This window comes from Nocardioides cavernae (genome assembly GCF_013410035.1).
GTDB classification, from domain to species: domain Bacteria; phylum Actinomycetota; class Actinomycetes; order Propionibacteriales; family Nocardioidaceae; genus Nocardioides; species Nocardioides cavernae_A.
In genome coordinates this window covers 209,723-226,938 of the sequence record NZ_JACCBW010000004.1, presented here as the reverse complement: position 1 = coordinate 226,938, position 17,216 = coordinate 209,723, and the positions used below count along the sequence as shown (strand labels likewise).

Sequence of the window (17,216 nt, the reverse complement as noted above, 5' to 3'; positions counted from 1 at the left end):
CGCCTAACCTCCTCGGGTGCCCACCGACACCCCCGACGCCGTCCAGCCCCTGCGCGCCCTGTGGCGCCGCTACGGCGCCTACCGCGCCCGGTTCGTCGGCGCTGTCGTCGCCTCCACGGTCAACAAGGTGGCCGACGTCGTCCCCGAGCTGCTCATCGGCGCCGCCGTCGACGTGGTCGTGCGCGGCGACCAGTCGTTCGTGGGCGACGTCCTCGGCGTCGAGTCGCGCTTCGCCCAGCTCGGCTGGCTCGCCGTCATCAACGCGGTCGTGTGGATCGTCGAGTCGCTCAGCGAGTACGTCGCGAGCGTCCTGTGGCGCGGCCTCGCCCAGGGGGTCGAGCACGACCTGCGGGTCGAGGCGTACGACCACGTCCAGCACCTCGACCTCGGCTGGCACGAGAGCCGGCCGGCCGGCGCCACGCTCGCGACGCTCAACGACGACGTCAACCAGCTCGAGCGCTTCCTCGACGTGGGTGCGCCGGCCATCCTCCAGACGACCCTCAACGTCCTGCTCGTCGGGGCCGTCTTCGCCGCGGCCTCGGGCCAGCTGCTGCTCTTCGCCTTCCTGCCGATCCCGCTCATCGTGGTCGGGTCGCTGGTCTTCCAGCGCCGCCTCGAGCCGCTGTACGACCGGGTGCGCGTCGCCGTCTCGGACCTGTCCAGCACCCTGTCGTCCAACATCTCCGGCATCGCCACCATCAAGGCGTTCACCGCCGAGGACCGCGAGCGCGACCGGGTCGCCGCGGTGTCCCAGGCCTACCGCGAGGCCAACACCGACGCCATCCGGTCGTCGGCCGCCTTCGTCCCCCTCGTGCGGCTCGCGATCCTCGTGGGGTTCACCTGCACGTTGCTCCTCGGCGGCTGGGCGACCCTGCGCGGCGACCTCGAGGTCGGCCTCTACTCCGTGCTGGTGTTCATGACCCAGCGCCTGCTGTGGCCGCTGACCGAGGTCGCCACCGTCCTCGACCTCTACCAGCGCGGACGCGCGTCCGCCGCCCGCATCCTCGGCCTCCTCGAGGTGCCGGTCACGGTGCCCGCCGGGGCCACCGCCCTCGAGCGCCCGGTCGCCGGGCGCGTCGAGCTGCGGGGCGTGCGCGCGGGCTACGCCGAGGGTCCCGACGTGCTGCACGGCATCGACCTCCTCGTCCCGGCCGGCGAGACCCACGCCATCGTCGGTGCCACCGGGTCCGGCAAGTCGTCGCTGCTGCGGCTCGTGCTGCGCTTCGACGACCCGCGCCACGGCCACGTGCTCCTCGACCACCAGGACGTCCGCGACCTCGACTGGGACTCGCTGCGCGGCTCGCTCGGCTACGTCGCGCAGGACGTGTTCATGTTTGCCGGCTCCATCGCCGACAACATCGCCTACGGCCGCCCGGGCGCGACGCGCGAGCAGGTGCGCGAGGCCGCCGAGGCCGCCGCCGCCCTCGACTTCATCGAGGCGATGCCCGAGGGTCTCGACACCTGGGTGGGGGAGCGCGGGGTGACGCTGTCCGGCGGCCAGCGCCAGCGCCTCGCCCTGGCCCGCGCGCTGCTGCGGGACCCGGCCGTCCTCGTCCTGGACGAGGCGACGAGCGCCGTCGACAACGAGACCGAGGCCGCCATCCAGCGCTCGCTGCGCCGCGCCACCGCCCAGCGCACCGCCATCGTCGTCGCGCACCGGCTCTCGACGGTGCGGCACGCGCACCGGATCTGGGTGCTGGACGCCGGCCGCGTCGTCGAGTCCGGGACGCACGACGAGCTGATCGCGCGGGACGGGGCGTACGCCGCGCTGTGGCGGGTGCAGACCGGGGAGCTCGTGCGGGAGTGAGGACCCGGCGCGGGGGGTACCTGCGGGCATGCCGACCCATGATCGCCCGCCCCGCGTCGTCCTCGTCACCGGAGCCTCCAGCGGCATCGGCGAGGCCGTGGCCCACCGCGTCGCCCGACGCGGCGACCACGTGGTCCTCCTCGCCCGCGGTCGCGAGGCGCTCGAACGCGTCGCCCGCGACTGCGACCGGCTCGGCGCCGCGTCGACGATGGTCGAGCCGGCCGACATCAGCGTCGACGCCCACGTCGAGGCCGCCGTCGGTACCGTCATGGCCCGGCACGGCTGGATCGACACCGTCGTCGGCTCCGCGGGGGTGGTGGCGTACGGCCGCGTGGACGAGGTGCCGCAGGACGTCTTCGACCAGGTCGTGGCGACCAACCTCCTCGGTTCGGTCAACCTCGCCCGCCACGTCGTGCCGGTCCTGCGCACGCAGGGGTCCGGCAGCCTCGTGCACGTCGGGTCGGTCATCGGCCACATCGCGGTGCCCGAGATGGGCGCCTACGTCCTCAGCAAGTGGGGCGTGCGCGCGCTGGTGCGCCAGCTCCAGGTCGACAACCGCGACCGCCCGCACGTGCGCATCGAGTACGTCGCACCCGGCGGGGTGGACACCCCGATCTACCGGCAGGCCGCGACCTACGGCGAGGCGGTGGGGCGGCCGCCGTTCCCCGTCACGACGCCGGAGCGCATCGCCGATCGCGTGCTGGACGTCGCCGACGGACGGCGTCGCGGCGGCCAGGTGGGCCTCGCCAACGAGGTGATCCGGTTCGGGTTCACGGCGCTGCCCTGGGCGTACGACCGCCTCGTCGGTCCGCTCTTCTCGCTCGCGGCCCAGGACCTCACGGCGCCGCGGCGCACGGGCCCCGGCAACGTGCTGGAGTCGCAGCAGGACGGCAACGCGCTGCGCGGTGGCCACGGCAACGCGCTCGTCGCGATCGGCGCCAACGTGGTCGAGGTGCTCCGCGAGCGCATGCAGCGACCGGCACCGGGGGACAGAGCGCCCGCACCGCACCATTCCCGATCCTGATCTCGATCCCTGGAGGACCGATGACCACCCCCGCACCCGTACCCGGCGCACCGGGCAGCGAGCCGCCCACGCTCGAGGAGCCGACCGAGCCCCGTGAGGTCCCGCCCCCCAAGCCCGACCAGCAGCAGCCCGTGCCGCACTCGCCGACCGGCGCCCCGAGCAAGGACGCGCCGACGGCCAGCGCCCAGCAGGGGGCGTACCTCACCACCGCCACCGGCGTCCGCATCGGCGACAGCGACCACTCGCTCAAGGCGGGCCCGCGCGGGCCGACGCTGCTCTCGGACCACCACCTGCGCGAGAAGATCATGCACTTCGACCACGAGCGCATCCCCGAGCGCGTCGTGCACGCGCGGGGCGCCGGCGCCCACGGGGTGTTCGTCTCCAACGGCGCGGCCTCGAAGGTCAGCCGGGCGGCCGTCTTCGCCGACGGCGAGGAGACGCCGGTCTTCGTGCGCTTCTCGACGGTGCTGGGCTCGCGCGGGTCCGCCGACACCGTGCGCGACACCCGCGGGTTCGCGACGAAGTTCTACACCCGCGAGGGCAACTGGGACCTCGTCGGCAACAACATCCCGGTGTTCTTCATCCAGGACGGCATCAAGTTCCCCGACGTGATCCACGCCGGCAAGCCGCACCCGGACCGGGAGATCCCGCAGGCGCAGAGCGCCCACGACACGTTCTGGGACTTCGTGTCCCTGCACACCGAGGCGCAGCACCACGCCATCTGGAACATGTCCGACCGCGGCATCCCGCGCAGCTACCGGATGATGGAGGGCTTCGGCGTCCACACCTTCCGCCTCGTCGACGCGGACGGGCAGACGACGCTGGTCAAGTTCCACTGGAAGCCGCGGCTCGGCGTGCACTCCCTGACCTGGGAGGAGGCCCAGCTCGCCGGCGGCGTGGACCCCGACTTCCACCGTCGCGACCTCTATGACGCCATCGAGTCCGGCGCCCACCCGGTCTGGGACCTCGGCATCCAGGCGTTCCCGGACACCCCGGACCAGATGTTCGAGGGCATCGACCTGCTTGACTCCACCAAGCTGGTGCCCGAGGAGCTCGCGCCCGTCCAGCTGGTCGGCACGCTCACCCTGACCGGGAACCCGACGAACTTCTTCGCCGAGACCGAGCAGGTGGCCTTCCACACCGGGCACCTGGTCCCCGGCATCGACGGGACCGACGACCCGCTGCTGATGGCGCGCAACTTCTCCTACCTCGACACCCAGCTGACCCGGCTCGCGGGGCCCAACTTCAACCAGATCCCGGTCAACCGGCCGCACGCGCCGGTCAACGACAACCACCGTGACGGCTTCCACCAGCAGGCGGTGCACGGCGGCGTCGCGCCCTACAAGCCGAACTCGCTCGACGCCGGCTGCCCGTTCTTCGCGGGGGCCGACGAGGGCGCGTTCGTGGACGTCCCCGTCGAGGTACAGGGCTCGAAGGTGCGTGAGAACCCGGCGTCGTACGACGACCACTTCAGCCAGGCGCGGCTGTTCTGGCTGAGCATGAGCCCGGTCGAGCAGGAGCACATCGTCAACGCCTACTCCTTCGAGCTCGGCAAGTGCTACGAGCAGGCGATCAAGGAGCGCCAGCTGATCGCGCTGGCCAACATCGACGCCGACCTGTGCGCTCGGGTGTCCCAGGCGCTCGGCCTGGTCGCCCCGGAGCGCACCGTCGAGTACGAGGAGCCCGAGCCCAGCCCGGCGCTCTCGCAGCTCGGCGGCACGTGGCCGACCGACGGCCGCCTCGTCGGCGTCGTGGTCGACCCGGACGGCGACCTCGCCGGCGTGGCCGCGATGCGCGAGGAGCTCATGGCACAGGGGCTCCTGCCCCTGCTCATCGCCCCGCGCGGAGGAGACCTCGGTGACGGGCTCGTGGCGCAGCGCACCTTCGCGACCGCGCGCTCGATCGAGTTCGACGCCCTCGTCGTGGCCGGTGCCGCGCCGCTGGCGGCGGACGCCCTGACGAGCCGCGACAGCAAGGCCGGTGACGACTCGACGGTCCGCACCGACCCGCGCGTCGGGCTGCTGGTCCAGGAGTGCTTCCGCCACTGCAAGGCGGTGCTGGCGGTCGGCGACGGACGCGCCGTGGTCGAGGAGCTCGGCCTGGTCGGGGCGGGGATCATGACCGGCGACGGCGAGGGCGACGTACGCGAGGAGCTGCTCGCGCTGCTCGGCACGCACCGCTCGTGGGAGCGGTTCGCGACCAGCATGTGAGCGTGGGCGGCGTACGCGTCGCCGCCCGAGGTGGGACGGGGAAACCGGGGTGAGTCGCGCCGGTCACGGCCGATAGGCTCGTGCCGTCGTCCGTCCCACCTCGGTCCCATCCGCCACAGCCAAGGAGCACCCGTGTCCGACATCAAGGTCGTCCGCATCCACGCCGATCAGCGTGCGGAGACCACGGTCACGACGGGCACCAAGGCCTGGGAGCTCTTCCGCGACGACGCCGACGTGGTCGCGGCTCGCGTCGACGGTGCTCTCAAGGACCTCGCCCACGAGCTGTCCGACGGCGAGGAGGTCGAGGGCGTCGCGATCGACAGCGCCGACGGACGCGACATCCTGCGGCACTCGACCGCGCACGTCATGGCACAGGCGGTCCAGCAGATCTGGCCCGACGCCAGGCTGGGCATCGGCCCGCCGGTGGAGAACGGCTTCTACTACGACTTCGACGTCGAGACCCCGTTCGTGCCCGAGGACCTGGTCAAGATCGAGTCCGCGATGCGCAAGATCATCAAGGAGAACCAGCGCTTCGAGCGTCGCGTCACCACCGACGCCGCGGCGCTCGACGAGCTCAAGGACGAGCCCTACAAGATCGAGCTGATCGGTCTCAAGGGCGGCGCGGGCGCCTCCGACACCGAGGGCGCGAGCGTCGAGGTCGGTGCCGGCGAGCTCACCATCTACGACAACATCGGTCGCAACGGCGAGGCCAAGTGGTCCGACCTGTGCCGCGGCCCCCATCTGCCGACCACCAAGCGGATCCCGGCCTTCAAGCTGATGCGCAGCGCCGCGGCCTACTGGCGCGGGGACGAGAAGAACAAGCAGCTCCAGCGCATCTACGGCACCGCGTGGGAGTCCAAGGAGGCGCTCGAGGAGCACCTCCACCGCATCGAGGAGGCCGAGCGCCGCGACCACCGCAAGCTCGGTCGCGAGCTGGACCTCTACTCGTTCCCGGACGAGATCGGCTCGGGCATGGCGGTCTTCCACCCCAAGGGCGGCGTGATCAAGCGGGAGATGGAGGACTACGTCCGCCGTCGGCACCTCGAGGAGGGCTTCGACTACGTCGGCACCCCGCACATCAGCAAGGACGGGCTGTTCCACACCTCGGGGCACCTGCCCTACTACGCGGACACCATGTTCCCGCCGATGGAGATGGAGCACGCCGAGTACCGCCTGAAGGCGATGAACTGCCCGATGCACAACCTCATCTACCGCTCGCGGCAGCGCTCCTACCGCGAGCTGCCGCTGCGGTTCTTCGAGTTCGGGTCGGTCTACCGCTACGAGAAGTCCGGCGTCGTGCACGGCCTGACCCGCGTGCGCGCGATGACCCAGGACGACTCGCACTCCTACGTCACCCCGGAGCAGGCGCCGGCCGAGGTGGAGCACCTGCTGACCTTCGTGACCGGCCTGCTGCGCGACTTCGGCCTCGACGACTACTACTTCGAGCTGTCGACCCGCGACGACTCCAAGCCCGACAAGTTCATCGGCTCCGACGACCAGTGGGAGACCGCCACCTCGGTGCTCGAGACCGCGGCGCGAAAGTTCGGCGTGGACCTCGTCCCCGACCCCGGCGGCGCCGCGTTCTACGGCCCGAAGATCTCCGTCCAGGCCAAGGACGCCATCGGCCGCACCTGGCAGATGTCGACCATCCAGTACGACTTCAACCAGCCGGCGGTCGACCGGTTCGACCTCGAGTACGTCGCCGCCGACGGCAGCCGGCAGCAGCCGGTGATGATCCACTCGGCCAAGTTCGGCTCGATCGAGCGGTTCATCGGCGTCCTGGTCGAGCACTACGCCGGCGCCTTCCCGCCCTGGCTCGCGCCCGTCCAGGTCCAGGGCATCCCGATCGCCGAGCGGCACGACGACTACCTGTTCGACATCGCCCGGCAGATGAAGGCGCAGGGCCTCCGGGTCGAGGTCGACGACTCCGACGACCGGATGCAGAAGAAGATCCGCAACGCGCAGCTGGCCAAGGTGCCCTTCATGATGATCGCGGGCGACAACGACGTGGAGGCGGGCGCCGTGTCGTTCCGCTACCGCGACGGTCGCCAGGACAACGGGGTGCCGCTGGCCGAGGCGATCGAACGCGTCGCGCGCGCCGTGGCGTCGCGCGAGCAGGTCTGACGTCCCGGTGGTCGCGCCCGAGCGCCGACCGGTCGTCGACCTCACCGAGGAGCAGGCCCGGCGGGCGCTGCCGCTGAAGTGGGGCGTGCCCGACGACGTGCTCCCGGCCTGGGTCGCGGAGATGGACTACGCCGTCGACCCGGTCGTGATGGGCGCGGTGCACGACGCCCTTGCCGCCGGCATCACCGGCTACCCGCTCGAGCGCGACCCGGCACTGGGGGAGGCGTACGCCGGCTGGGCCGGTCGCCACTTCGGCTGGGCGCCCGAGCCGGAGACGGTGCGCGAGGTCGTCGACGTGACCGCCGGGGTGCGCGTGGCGCTCGACGTGCTGAGCGGCCCGGGTGGCGTCGTCTTCCCGACGCCGGGCTACAACGCGCAGCACGGGCTCGCCGGGGTCACCGGCCGCGCCGAGCACCTGCTGGAGGTGCCCGCCGACGCCGAGCGTGCCGAGATCGACCTCGACCGCCTCGACCGCGTCTTCGCCGAGGGGGCCGGGACGCTGCTGCTGACCCAGCCGCACAACCCGTGGGGCCGGGCGTTCACCCGCGCCGAGCTCGAGGGGATCCGCGACGTCGTCGTACGCCACGGCGCGCGCGTCGTCAGCGACGAGATCCATGCGCCGCTCGTGCTGCCCGGCGCCGAGCACGTCTCCTACCTCGCGATCGAGGGCACCCACGACCACGCCGTCGCCGTCGTCGCGGCCTCCAAGGCGTTCAACACCGCGGGCTTGCGCTGCGCACAGCTCGTCGTGCCCTCCGCCGCCGACCGCGCCCGTCTCGACGCGCAACCCATGTCGCGCAACGACTCGTGGTCCCCACTCGGGGTCGTGGCGGCGCGCGCCGCGTACGACCTCGGCGACCCCTGGCTCGCGTCGCTCGTCGAGCGGCTCGACCAGCAACGCGCCCTGCTCGCCACCCTGCTCGCCGAGCACCTGCCCGACGTGCGGATGCGCCCGGTAGAGGCGACCTACCTCGCCTGGCTCGACGCGTCCGCCTACGGCCACGACGACGCCGCCGCCGTCGCCCTCGAGCGCGGCCGCGTGATGGTGAGCAGCGGTGCGTCCTACGCGCCCGGCGCGACCGGGCACGTCCGGCTCAACTTCGCCACGTCCCCGGAGCGGCTCACCGAGGTCGTGGAGCGGCTCGCGAGGGCCTGGGTGCAGTAGGGCGCTCGCGCCCTCCTGCCGTTGGTGGGGCAGGGCGCCCCGCGCCCCGCTGCGCTGGTTGGGCAGGGCGTTCCGCGCCCGTGCCGAGAACGCCGCGCCGTCTGCCGTTGGCAGGGCAGGGGCGCCCGCCCGTCCCGAGCCTAAGCGGCCGCGCCGTCTGCCGCTGGTGGGGCAGGGCGGTCCGCGCCCGCTGCGCTGGTTGAGCAGGGCGCCAAGCGCCCGTGTCGAAACCACACCCGATCCTGACGCGCAGCCCCGGGCGACTGTCGGACCGCTCACATATAATCGAACACATGATCGAGATGCTGGAGCGGGCCGCAGCGGAGGTCGACGACGACCTCTCCGCTGCCGGCCTGCTCGCCGCGATCCGCGCGGCCCGCGACGTCGAGAACGCTGCCGCTGCCCGTCAGCTCGATCTCGCCGCGCGGTGGGCTGACCTGCACCCGCCGAAGTCGATCCACTCCGCGGCGTCGTTCTCCGTGCCGGGGTGCGAGCACGAGGAACCCATCGCCGGTCCGGGTACGCCCCTGGTGGCGGAGTTCTGCGTCGCTGAGCTCGGCGCGGTGCTCGGGGTCTCGACCACGTCGGCGAAGCGCCTGGTCGGGCACGCGCTCGAGCTGCGCCACCGACTGCCACGGCTGTGGACTGGCGTGCAGTCGGGAGCGGTGCCGGCGTGGCGCGCGAGGTCGGTCGCCGAGACGACGATCCACTCCTCACCTCCGTTGACGGTCGAGGCGGCAGCCTTCGTCGACTCACAGGTCGCCGCGGTGGCCGGTCGGGTCGGGCCAGCGCAGCTGGACCGCCTGGTTGCGGAAGCGATCCAGCGGTACGACCTCGCCGACGCTGATCCGACCGACGACCCGGAGGACGGGTGGCAGCACGTCGACCCCCGCCACGCCACACTGCACAACGAGGACGTCCACTACGCCGGCACGATGAGGTTCGAGGCCGAGCTCGACATCGCCGACGCCCTCGACCTGGACCGGGCACTGGCCCATGGCGCCGCGACGATGAAGGCCCTCGGCTCGGAGGCGTCGCTCGACGTCCGCCGCTCCGCCGCGCTCGGTGACCTGGCCCGCACCCAGACCAGCCTCGACCTCAACACCAACGAAGGTGGTCGAGTAGCCCGTGAGGAACGAGCGGGCGTATCGAGACCCGACCTCCCGCATGCCCGCGAGGTCGTCCTCCACGCCCACTTCAACGCCAGCCCGACCCCGGACGGCCCGATCCTGGACGCGACCGGCCGCCTCGAGGAAGGCCAACGCCTGATCCTGCTCGACCACGTCAAGGACTGGTGCACCGACACCCGGACCAAGGTCACCATCCGCCCCGTCATCGACCTCAACACCGAGCTCACCACCCCGGCCTACGAACCCACCACCCGCATCCGCGAAGCCGTCATCCTCCGCGACAAGACGTGCGTGTTCCCGTGGTGCACGAGATCAGCCCGCCGCTGCGACCTCGACCACGTCACCCCGTACGACGCCGGCGGACCCACCTCGACGTCGAACCTCGCACCCCTGTGCCGCACCCACCATCGCCTCAAGACCCACAGCTCCTGGCACTACGAGACCACCGCACCCGGGACGTACGACTGGACCAGCCCCCACGGCCACCGCTTCCGACGCGACCGGACCGGCACCCGAGCATTAGCCGACGACCCACCCGACATCCCGCAACCCCGCCGACGATGACCCCGCCCCACACCCCGCCACTCACCACGACGGCGGGGCCACAGGCACGTCCGTGAGTGTCGGCACCGGGCCACGGCCACCGTGGGACGTCAGGACCGACCGATGTCCTGGGCCGGCGCCTGAGCCCGCACAGGCATCCCGTCGAACACGTCGTGGCAGTTTGCATCTGATTGAGGCGACCGCGCTGCGGGTCTTGCCGGGCTGCGTCTTGCGGTGACCGATGCACAAATCACCTCGATGACCAGCATCGCCTCAACGAAGGTGCGTGCCGCTGGGTCGGCGTGGCGTCACGCCCGGTCCGGCGCCCGCCCAGCCACCCAGGCGAACGCAACCGCCGCGGCGACCGTCACGACCGCCAGCGGGGCGATGTCCCGTCCGCCCAGCTCGACGCGCGCGATGCTCGCCACGAGGAGCAGGACGGCTGGGCAGCACAGCGCAGCGACGACGGCCGCGCGAGTCCGGGCGGTCGACGTGGGTCGGTCGCGTCCGTCCACGACCATGAGCACGGCGCCTACGACGAGCCCCGCCAACACTCCCAGCGTCCGGCCCACCACACCGCCGAGGACCGCCGATCCGACCGGATCTCCCACCAGGGGTCCGACGCCGTCGGGCGGGGTCGTCAGGAAACCCACGACCGCACCCAGCACGCTGCCGACCACGATCCCGGTCGTGGGCCCGGCGAGGAGCCACCAGGCATCCGGCACCTTCCTCGGCGGCAGCGCAGGCATGCGCGGACCCTGGCCTGCGCCCGTCGACGAGCCCGAGGCTCGGGCCGTGGACGCCGCGCACTGGTTCGACGCGCGGGACGGAGACCGCGGCCTCGCCGCCACGAGACGCCGGGACGGGCGTACCGTCGCACCACCCGTCCCGGAGGTCCGCATGCACCTGCTCCGTCGTTCGACCGCCCTGGTCGCGCTGGCCGCGACCGTGACCGTGACCGTGACCGCGGCCATGACCGCGGCGGTCGCGACGTCCCCGGCGAACGCGGCGCCCGACACCTGGACGGCCCCGGACGAGGTGGGGGGCCACGCGCTCGCCGTCGCGCTCGACGACGGGTCGACGGCGCTCATCTCCGTCGGCGGGGACGACGACGCGACGATCTACGACCGGCGTCGCGCCGCCGACGGCACGTGGGGACCGACGCGAGCGGTGACGACGGTCAGCCGTGCGGAGCGATGCGCCCCGGTGGAGGCGGCCACCGCCGGTGGCAACGTGGCCGTGGCCGTCCAGTGCGCGACGAGGACCGGTCTGGAGGACCCGCCGACCACCCTCGCCGAGCTCGTGTGGACCGGCGACGACGGCTGGGTGTGGAAGGTCAAGCGCACGGCCTCGCTCGGGTCGGTCGACTACTCGCCGCGGGGCCAGTTCGCCGTCTTCGCGACCGACATCGAGTACGCCGGACGTCCGCACCACATCACCAGCTACCACACCGACCTCGGGTGGCGTGACGTCCGGCGTCGCGAGATCGGGTCGTCGGGCGACGACATCGTCGCGGCGATCAACGACGCGGGGGACGTCGTCGTCCTGCGGGGCGCGGGTGACGAGATCGAGCCGGGCTCCTGGTACGCCGGGCGCCTCCGGATCGAGACGTACGACCGCGCGACCCGTGCGTGGACCCGGAGGTCCACCCAGCACTACCCCGACGGCGGCATCACGCCGCTCGGCATCGACATGGTCGGCGGCCGGTTCGCGGCCACGGTGACCGAGTCGCGCTCGACCGGGAAGCTGCGCGGGCTCGAGGACCGGGTCCTGCTGCTGTCCGGCAGGCCGGCCGCCCCCCGCACGTGGAGGGCCCCCCGGTGGACGCAGCAGGTGTTCACGGGCCGGGCGGCCCTCACGTCCGACGGCGTGGTCGTCGCGGCCTGGCAGGCGCGCAGCGCACCCGGGACCGCCACGGCCTCGCTCGCGACCTGGACCGAGGCGCAGTCCCGCCCCACGGTGCGCGGCCTCGAGCCGACGGCGACGCTCACCTACGCCGTCGAGTCCGGGGTCGGGATGGACCTGTCGGTCACCGCCTCGGGCCGCGGCGCGCTCGCCTGGGTCGCGCGCGAGCGCGGCGCTGACACCTCGTCGGTCCGTGCCACCTCGTTCCGGGTCGGCGCCGACGGCCGGATCGGCGAGCGCGTCGCTGCGTCCTGGTCACGCCCGGTGAACGCGACGGTGGCCGTGACGGCCGGCGACGGCGGCTCCAGCGCCACGCTCGGCCGCCTCCTTTCGTGGGGCTACCCGGCACCGGACTCGGCGTACGTCCTCGGCCCGTGAGCGGCTACGCGCGGACGGACCTCACGTACCTCCGGCACGGCGAGATGAACGTCTCGCCTCCTGCGGTGACCTCGTAGGGAAGGTCGCCACGGTCGGCCCATCCGTGCTTGTCGTAGAACCGCCGCGCCCTCGCGTTGCCCACCACGACGGCCAGCCACGCCTCGTCGTGCCCGGCGGCTCCTACCTGCGCCGTCGCCTCCGCCAGCAGCACGGCGGCCAGGCCGGAGCCCCGGGCGGAGCGCGAGACGAAGAGCTGCTCCACCTCGTCGTCGACCACCATCACGAAGCCCAGCAGCTCGCCGGAGCCGGAGACCGCGACCGTCGTGTCGTCGACGCGCGACGGCGTACGCCCGTGGAACGCCTCGCGCGTCCGCGCGGCCGTCAGCCCCTCGGGGACGTGACCGGCGTGCGCGTCGTGCCAGCCGTCGTGCCACAGGTCGGCGACGGCGGCCATGTCGGCGGGCACGGCCGGTCGGATCGACGTCATGCGCCCACCCTAGGATCGCGGCATGAGTGACGGGACGGGCGGCGACGGGCTCGAGCGGATCTGGGCCCCCCACCGCATGGCGTACGTCCGCTCCGCCGTCGACGACGAGGGCTGCCCGTTCTGCGCGATCCCGGGGCACCCGGACGGGGAGTCGCTGGTGGTCGCGCGCGGCGGGTCGACGTACGCCGTGCTGAACCTCCACCCCTACAACCCGGGGCACCTGATGGTGCTGCCCTACCGGCACGTCGCCGACCTGGCCGACCTGACGCTCGAGGAGTCCGGCGAGCTCATGTCGATGACCCAGCAGGCGCTGCGCACGATCCGCGCGGTGAGCCGGCCGGACGCGTTCAACGTCGGCCTCAACCTGGGCCGCTCCGCCGGGGGGTCGCTGGCCGACCACCTCCACCAGCACGTCGTGCCGCGCTGGACCGGTGACGCCAACTTCATCACCGTCGTCGGCGGCGCCAAGATCCTCCCGCAGCTCCTCGAGGACACGCGCGACCTGCTCGCCGCCGCGTGGGCCGATGCCTGACCTGCGCGCCGACGCCGCGCTCGCCGTCGACCTCGTCCGGGAGGCGGCAGCGCTGGCCGCCCGCACCCGGAGCGGCGGGCTCGAGGTCACGCGCAAGACGAGCGGCTCGGACATCGTCACCCAGGCCGACACGGCAGCGGAGCGCCTCGTCGTCGAGCGGCTCGCCGCCGAGCGCCCCGAGGACGCGATCATGGGGGAGGAGGGCACGGTCCGCCCCGGCACGTCCGGCCGTACCTGGGTCATCGATCCCGTCGACGGCACCTACAACTTCGCCCGGGGGAGCGACTGGTGGTGCACCGCGCTGGCCCTCCACGACGAGGACGACGTCCTCCTCGGTGCCGTCCACCACCCGGCGAGCCTCCGCACCTGGGTCGGTGGGCCCGACCTGCCCAGCACGTGCGACGGCGTCCCGCTCGCCCCGCTGCCCGACACGCCCCGTGAGGCACGGTGCGCGGTGACCTACCTCCACCCGCCGTTGTGGACGGGCGAGGTGGGGGATGCGTTCGCCCGCGCGCTCGGCGAGGTCGGCACGCTCCGCATGCTCGGGTCCGGGACGATGGACTGCACGGCCATCGCCGCGGGCCAGTGGGACGTCCTCTTCCAGCACTCGGTGGCCGACTGGGACCGCCTCCCCGGCGCGGCGATCGTCCGCGGAGCGGGCGGTGACTCGGTCGTGGTCAGCGCCGGCGGGGTCGACTGGACGGTGACGGGTGCCCCCGCGGCAGTGTCGGACGTGAGCGCGGCGCTGCTGGCGCGCGGGTGAGGGCCGCCCGGTAGCCTGCCGCCGTGCTCGATCGGTTCAAGCAGTTCTGGCAGGGCGTCGTCCTCGCGCCCTTCATCAACCTCTTCATCCGCCTGGGCATCAGCCCCGACGTGGTGACGCTGGTCGGCACGCTCGGCGTGAGCCTCGGCGCCCTGTTCTTCTTCCCCCGCGGGATGGTGTGGGAGGGCGTCCTGTTCATCACCGCGTTCGTCTTCAGCGACCTCGTCGACGGGGCGATGGCACGCAAGCTCGGGCGTACGGACGACTTCGGCGCGTTCCTCGACTCCACGCTCGACCGGGTGGCCGACGGGGCGCTCTTCGCCGGGCTCGCCCTGTTCTTCGCCTGGCACCACGAGAGCCGGCTCTACCTCTGCCTGTGCCTCGTCATCCTGGTCATGGGCGCCGTCACGTCGTACGCCCGGTCGAAGGCCGACCACCTCGGCTACGACGCCAAGGTCGGCATCGCCGAGCGGCCCGACCGTCTGGTCGGCATGCTGGTGCCGGCGTTCTTCGCCGACCTGCTCGACCTGTGGATCCTGCTCGAGGTGGCGCTGTGGGCGCTCGCGATCGCGGCCACCGTGACCGTCGGGCAGCGCATCTGGGTCGTGCGGCGCCAGGCGCTGGACCGCGCCGCCTCGCGCGACTGATCAAGGGCTCGACCAGGTCTGGCCCACCGCGTGCCGCGGGGCGGGGCCGCACTACGATCCAGCCATGTCACAGCACACCCCCGAGACCCCCGTCGAGCACGGCACGAGCCGCGTCAAGCGCGGCATGGCCGAGATGCTCAAGGGCGGCGTCATCATGGACGTCGTCACCGCCGACCAGGCCAGGATCGCCGAGGACGCCGGCGCCGTCGCCGTGATGGCCCTCGAGCGGGTCCCGGCCGACATCCGCGCCCAGGGCGGCGTCTCCCGCATGAGCGACCCCGACATGATCGACGGCATCATCGAGGCCGTCTCGATCCCCGTCATGGCCAAGGCCCGCATCGGCCACTTCGCCGAGGCGCAGGTCCTGCAGTCGCTCGGTGTCGACTACATCGACGAGTCCGAGGTGCTGACCCCGGCCGACTACACCCACCACATCGACAAGTGGTCCTTCAACGTGCCGTTCGTGTGCGGGGCGACCAACCTCGGTGAGGCGCTGCGCCGGATCACCGAGGGTGCGGCCATGATCCGCTCCAAGGGCGAGGCCGGCACCGGCGACGTGTCCAACGCGGTCACCCACATGCGCACGATCCGCGGCGAGCTCAACCGTCTGCACGCCATGGCCGAGGACGAGCTCTACGTCGCGGCCAAGGAGCTGCAGGCGCCCTACGAGCTGGTCAAGGAGGTCGCGGCCGCGGGCAAGCTCCCGGTCGTGCTCTTCACCGCGGGCGGCATCGCGACCCCGGCCGACGCGGCGATGATGATGCAGCTCGGCGCCGAGGGCGTCTTCGTGGGCTCCGGCATCTTCAAGTCCGGCAACCCCGCCCAGCGCGCCGAGGCGATCGTGAAGGCCACGACCTTCCACGACGACCCCGACGTGGTCGCCCAGGTCTCCCGCGGCCTGGGCGAGGCGATGGTCGGCCTCAACGTCGACGAGCCCGCCCGCTCGATCCAGTTCGCCGAGCGCGGTTGGTGACCCACCCGACCATCGGCGTGCTCGCGCTCCAGGGCGACGTGCGCGAGCACCTGGCCACGCTGCGCTCCCTCGGCGCCGAGCCGATCACCGTGCGGCGCCCTGCGGAGCTCGCGGCCTGCGACGGGCTGGTGGTCCCGGGCGGCGAGTCGACCACGATGATCAAGCTCGCGTCGATCTTCGAGCTCCTCGCACCGCTGCGCGAGGCCGTACGCGCCGGGTTGCCCGCCTTCGGCACCTGCGCGGGGATGATCATGCTGGCCGACCGGATCGAGGACGGCGCCGCCGGCCAGGAGACCATCGGGGGGCTGCACGTCACCGTGCGCCGCAACGCCTTCGGACGGCAGGTCGACTCCTTCGAGGAGGACCTCCGGTTCAGCGGGCTCGCGGACCCGGTCCGCGCCGTCTTCATCCGCGCGCCGTGGGTGGAGTCGGTCGACGACGACGTCGAGGTGCTGGCTCGGGTGGAGGACGGACCGGCCGCGGGTAGGATCGTCGCGGTCCGTCAGGGCCCCCTGATGGCGACCTCGTTCCATCCCGAGGTCGGCAGCGACCACCGGGTCCACGGCATGTTCGTGGACCTGGTGCGCTCGGCCACCTGACGACCACGGCAGACACGCGACAGACACGCGACAGACAGAGGTACTCATGTCAGGCCACTCCAAGTGGGCAACGACCAAGCACAAGAAGGCCGCGATCGACGCCAAGCGCGGCAAGCTCTTCGCCAAGCTGATCAAGAACATCGAGGTCGCGGCGAAGCAGGGCGGCGGCGACCCCGCCGGCAACCCGACCCTCTACGACGCCATCCAGAAGGCGAAGAAGAGCTCGGTCCCCAACAAGAACATCGACTCCGCCGTCAAGCGCGGCTCGGGTGCGGAGTCCGGCGGCGTCGACTACACCGGCATCTCCTACGAGGTCTACGGCCCGCAGGGTGTCGCCTTCCTCATCGAGTGCCTCACCGACAACAAGAACCGCGCCGCGATGGAGGTCCGCACTGCGGTCACCCGCAACGGCGGCACGATGGCCGACCCCGGCTCGGTGTCGCGCCTCTTCGCCCGCAAGGGCGTGGTCGTGGTCCCGAAGTCGCAGGACCACGACGGCGCGGTGCGTGAGGTCAGCGAGGACGACGTCCTCGAGGCGACCCTCGACGCCGGCGCCGAGGAGGTCAACGACCTCGACGAGTCCTTCCAGGTCCAGAGCGAGGCGACCGACGTGGTCGCCGTCCGTACCGCCCTGCAGGACGCCGGCATCGACTACGACTCCGCCGACGTCGAGTGGGTCGCCAGTCTCGAGATCCCCGTCGACGCCGACGGCGCCGGCAAGGTCCTGCGCCTCGTCGACGCGCTCGAGGACCTCGACGACGTGCAGGACGTCTTCACCAACGTCGACATCCCCGCCGACGTGATGTCCGAGCTCGAGGCCGCCGACGCCTGACAGCGCGCGGCTGGCTGGCCCCTACGGCTGTAACGCCGGGTTGGTGCCTGTACCCACCCGGATGCATCGGGGTGGATACAGCTCCTGACCGGGCGTT

15 protein-coding genes are annotated in these 17,216 nt (G+C 72.5%); 13 read left to right on the top strand and 2 right to left on the bottom strand.

The genetic code is table 11. The annotated features are described in order from the left end of the window. Positions 1-16 precede the first annotated feature (16 nt). The 6 genes from F4692_RS17725 to F4692_RS20735 all read left to right on the top strand — a co-directional run bounded on the left by F4692_RS17725 (position 17) and on the right by F4692_RS20735 (position 10,024). Complete coding sequence (locus F4692_RS17725) at positions 17-1,807, top strand: ABC transporter ATP-binding protein (RefSeq protein ID WP_179621042.1); 1,791 nt, start codon at positions 17-19, stop codon at positions 1,805-1,807. Positions 1,808-1,835: 28 nt separating this feature from the next. Next, on the top strand, positions 1,836-2,831 hold the full coding sequence (locus tag F4692_RS17720) for an SDR family NAD(P)-dependent oxidoreductase (protein ID WP_179621041.1): 996 nt from the start codon (positions 1,836-1,838) through the stop codon (positions 2,829-2,831). 20 nt (positions 2,832-2,851) lie between these two features. Further along, positions 2,852-5,041 (top strand): catalase, encoded by a 2,190-nt coding sequence (locus tag F4692_RS17715; protein WP_179621040.1) that lies wholly within the window; start codon positions 2,852-2,854, stop codon positions 5,039-5,041. A gap of 132 nt (positions 5,042-5,173) precedes the next feature. Then, complete coding sequence (gene thrS, locus F4692_RS17710; RefSeq protein WP_179621039.1) at positions 5,174-7,165, top strand: threonine--tRNA ligase; 1,992 nt, start codon at positions 5,174-5,176, stop codon at positions 7,163-7,165. A gap of 7 nt (positions 7,166-7,172) precedes the next feature. After that, positions 7,173-8,330: a MalY/PatB family protein gene (locus tag F4692_RS17705; protein ID WP_179621038.1), complete on the top strand. Its 1,158-nt coding sequence runs from the start codon at positions 7,173-7,175 to the stop codon at positions 8,328-8,330. A 293-nt stretch (positions 8,331-8,623) separates the two neighbouring features. Continuing rightward, positions 8,624-10,024 (top strand): HNH endonuclease signature motif containing protein, encoded by a 1,401-nt coding sequence (locus F4692_RS20735; RefSeq protein ID WP_218858720.1) that lies wholly within the window; start codon positions 8,624-8,626, stop codon positions 10,022-10,024. 287 nt (positions 10,025-10,311) lie between these two features. On the opposite strand, the gene F4692_RS17695 is transcribed toward F4692_RS20735, so the two are convergent. Continuing rightward, the gene (locus F4692_RS17695) at positions 10,312-10,752 is read right to left on the bottom strand and encodes a hypothetical protein (protein ID WP_179621037.1); all 441 of its coding nucleotides are present in this window, start codon (positions 10,750-10,752) and stop codon (positions 10,312-10,314) included. Between the two features lie 46 nt (positions 10,753-10,798). Here F4692_RS17695 and F4692_RS17690 point away from each other — a divergent pair, with 46 nt between their 5' ends. Then, positions 10,799-12,286, top strand: coding sequence for a hypothetical protein (locus F4692_RS17690; protein WP_179621036.1), 1,488 nt, complete (start codon positions 10,799-10,801; stop codon positions 12,284-12,286). A 4-nt stretch (positions 12,287-12,290) separates the two neighbouring features. On the opposite strand, the gene F4692_RS17685 is transcribed toward F4692_RS17690, so the two are convergent. Then, positions 12,291-12,773 carry a GNAT family N-acetyltransferase gene (locus tag F4692_RS17685; protein WP_179621035.1) on the bottom strand — a complete coding sequence of 161 codons (483 nt, stop codon included), beginning with the start codon at positions 12,771-12,773 and terminating at the stop codon, positions 12,291-12,293. Between the two features lie 22 nt (positions 12,774-12,795). Here F4692_RS17685 and F4692_RS17680 point away from each other — a divergent pair, with 22 nt between their 5' ends. The 6 genes from F4692_RS17680 (at position 12,796) to F4692_RS17655 (ending at position 17,119) form a co-directional block, all read left to right on the top strand. Next, the gene (locus tag F4692_RS17680) at positions 12,796-13,305 is read left to right on the top strand and encodes an HIT family protein (protein WP_179621034.1); all 510 of its coding nucleotides are present in this window, start codon (positions 12,796-12,798) and stop codon (positions 13,303-13,305) included. Further along, a complete protein-coding gene (locus F4692_RS17675) occupies positions 13,298-14,068 on the top strand; it encodes an inositol monophosphatase family protein (protein ID WP_179621033.1) in 771 nt (256 codons plus the stop codon). The genes F4692_RS17680 and F4692_RS17675 overlap by 8 nt, the downstream gene beginning before the upstream one ends. 23 nt (positions 14,069-14,091) lie before the next feature. After that, positions 14,092-14,715: a phosphatidylinositol phosphate synthase gene (pgsA, locus tag F4692_RS17670; RefSeq protein WP_179621032.1), complete on the top strand. Its 624-nt coding sequence runs from the start codon at positions 14,092-14,094 to the stop codon at positions 14,713-14,715. A 64-nt stretch (positions 14,716-14,779) separates the two neighbouring features. Then, the gene (pdxS, locus tag F4692_RS17665; protein WP_179621031.1) at positions 14,780-15,688 is read left to right on the top strand and encodes a pyridoxal 5'-phosphate synthase lyase subunit PdxS; all 909 of its coding nucleotides are present in this window, start codon (positions 14,780-14,782) and stop codon (positions 15,686-15,688) included. Continuing rightward, the gene (pdxT, locus tag F4692_RS17660; protein ID WP_179621030.1) at positions 15,682-16,287 is read left to right on the top strand and encodes a pyridoxal 5'-phosphate synthase glutaminase subunit PdxT; all 606 of its coding nucleotides are present in this window, start codon (positions 15,682-15,684) and stop codon (positions 16,285-16,287) included. The genes pdxS and pdxT overlap by 7 nt, the downstream gene beginning before the upstream one ends. Positions 16,288-16,333: 46 nt before the next feature. Further along, positions 16,334-17,119 (top strand): YebC/PmpR family DNA-binding transcriptional regulator, encoded by a 786-nt coding sequence (locus tag F4692_RS17655; RefSeq protein ID WP_179621029.1) that lies wholly within the window; start codon positions 16,334-16,336, stop codon positions 17,117-17,119. The last annotated feature ends 97 nt before the right edge of the window (positions 17,120-17,216 follow it).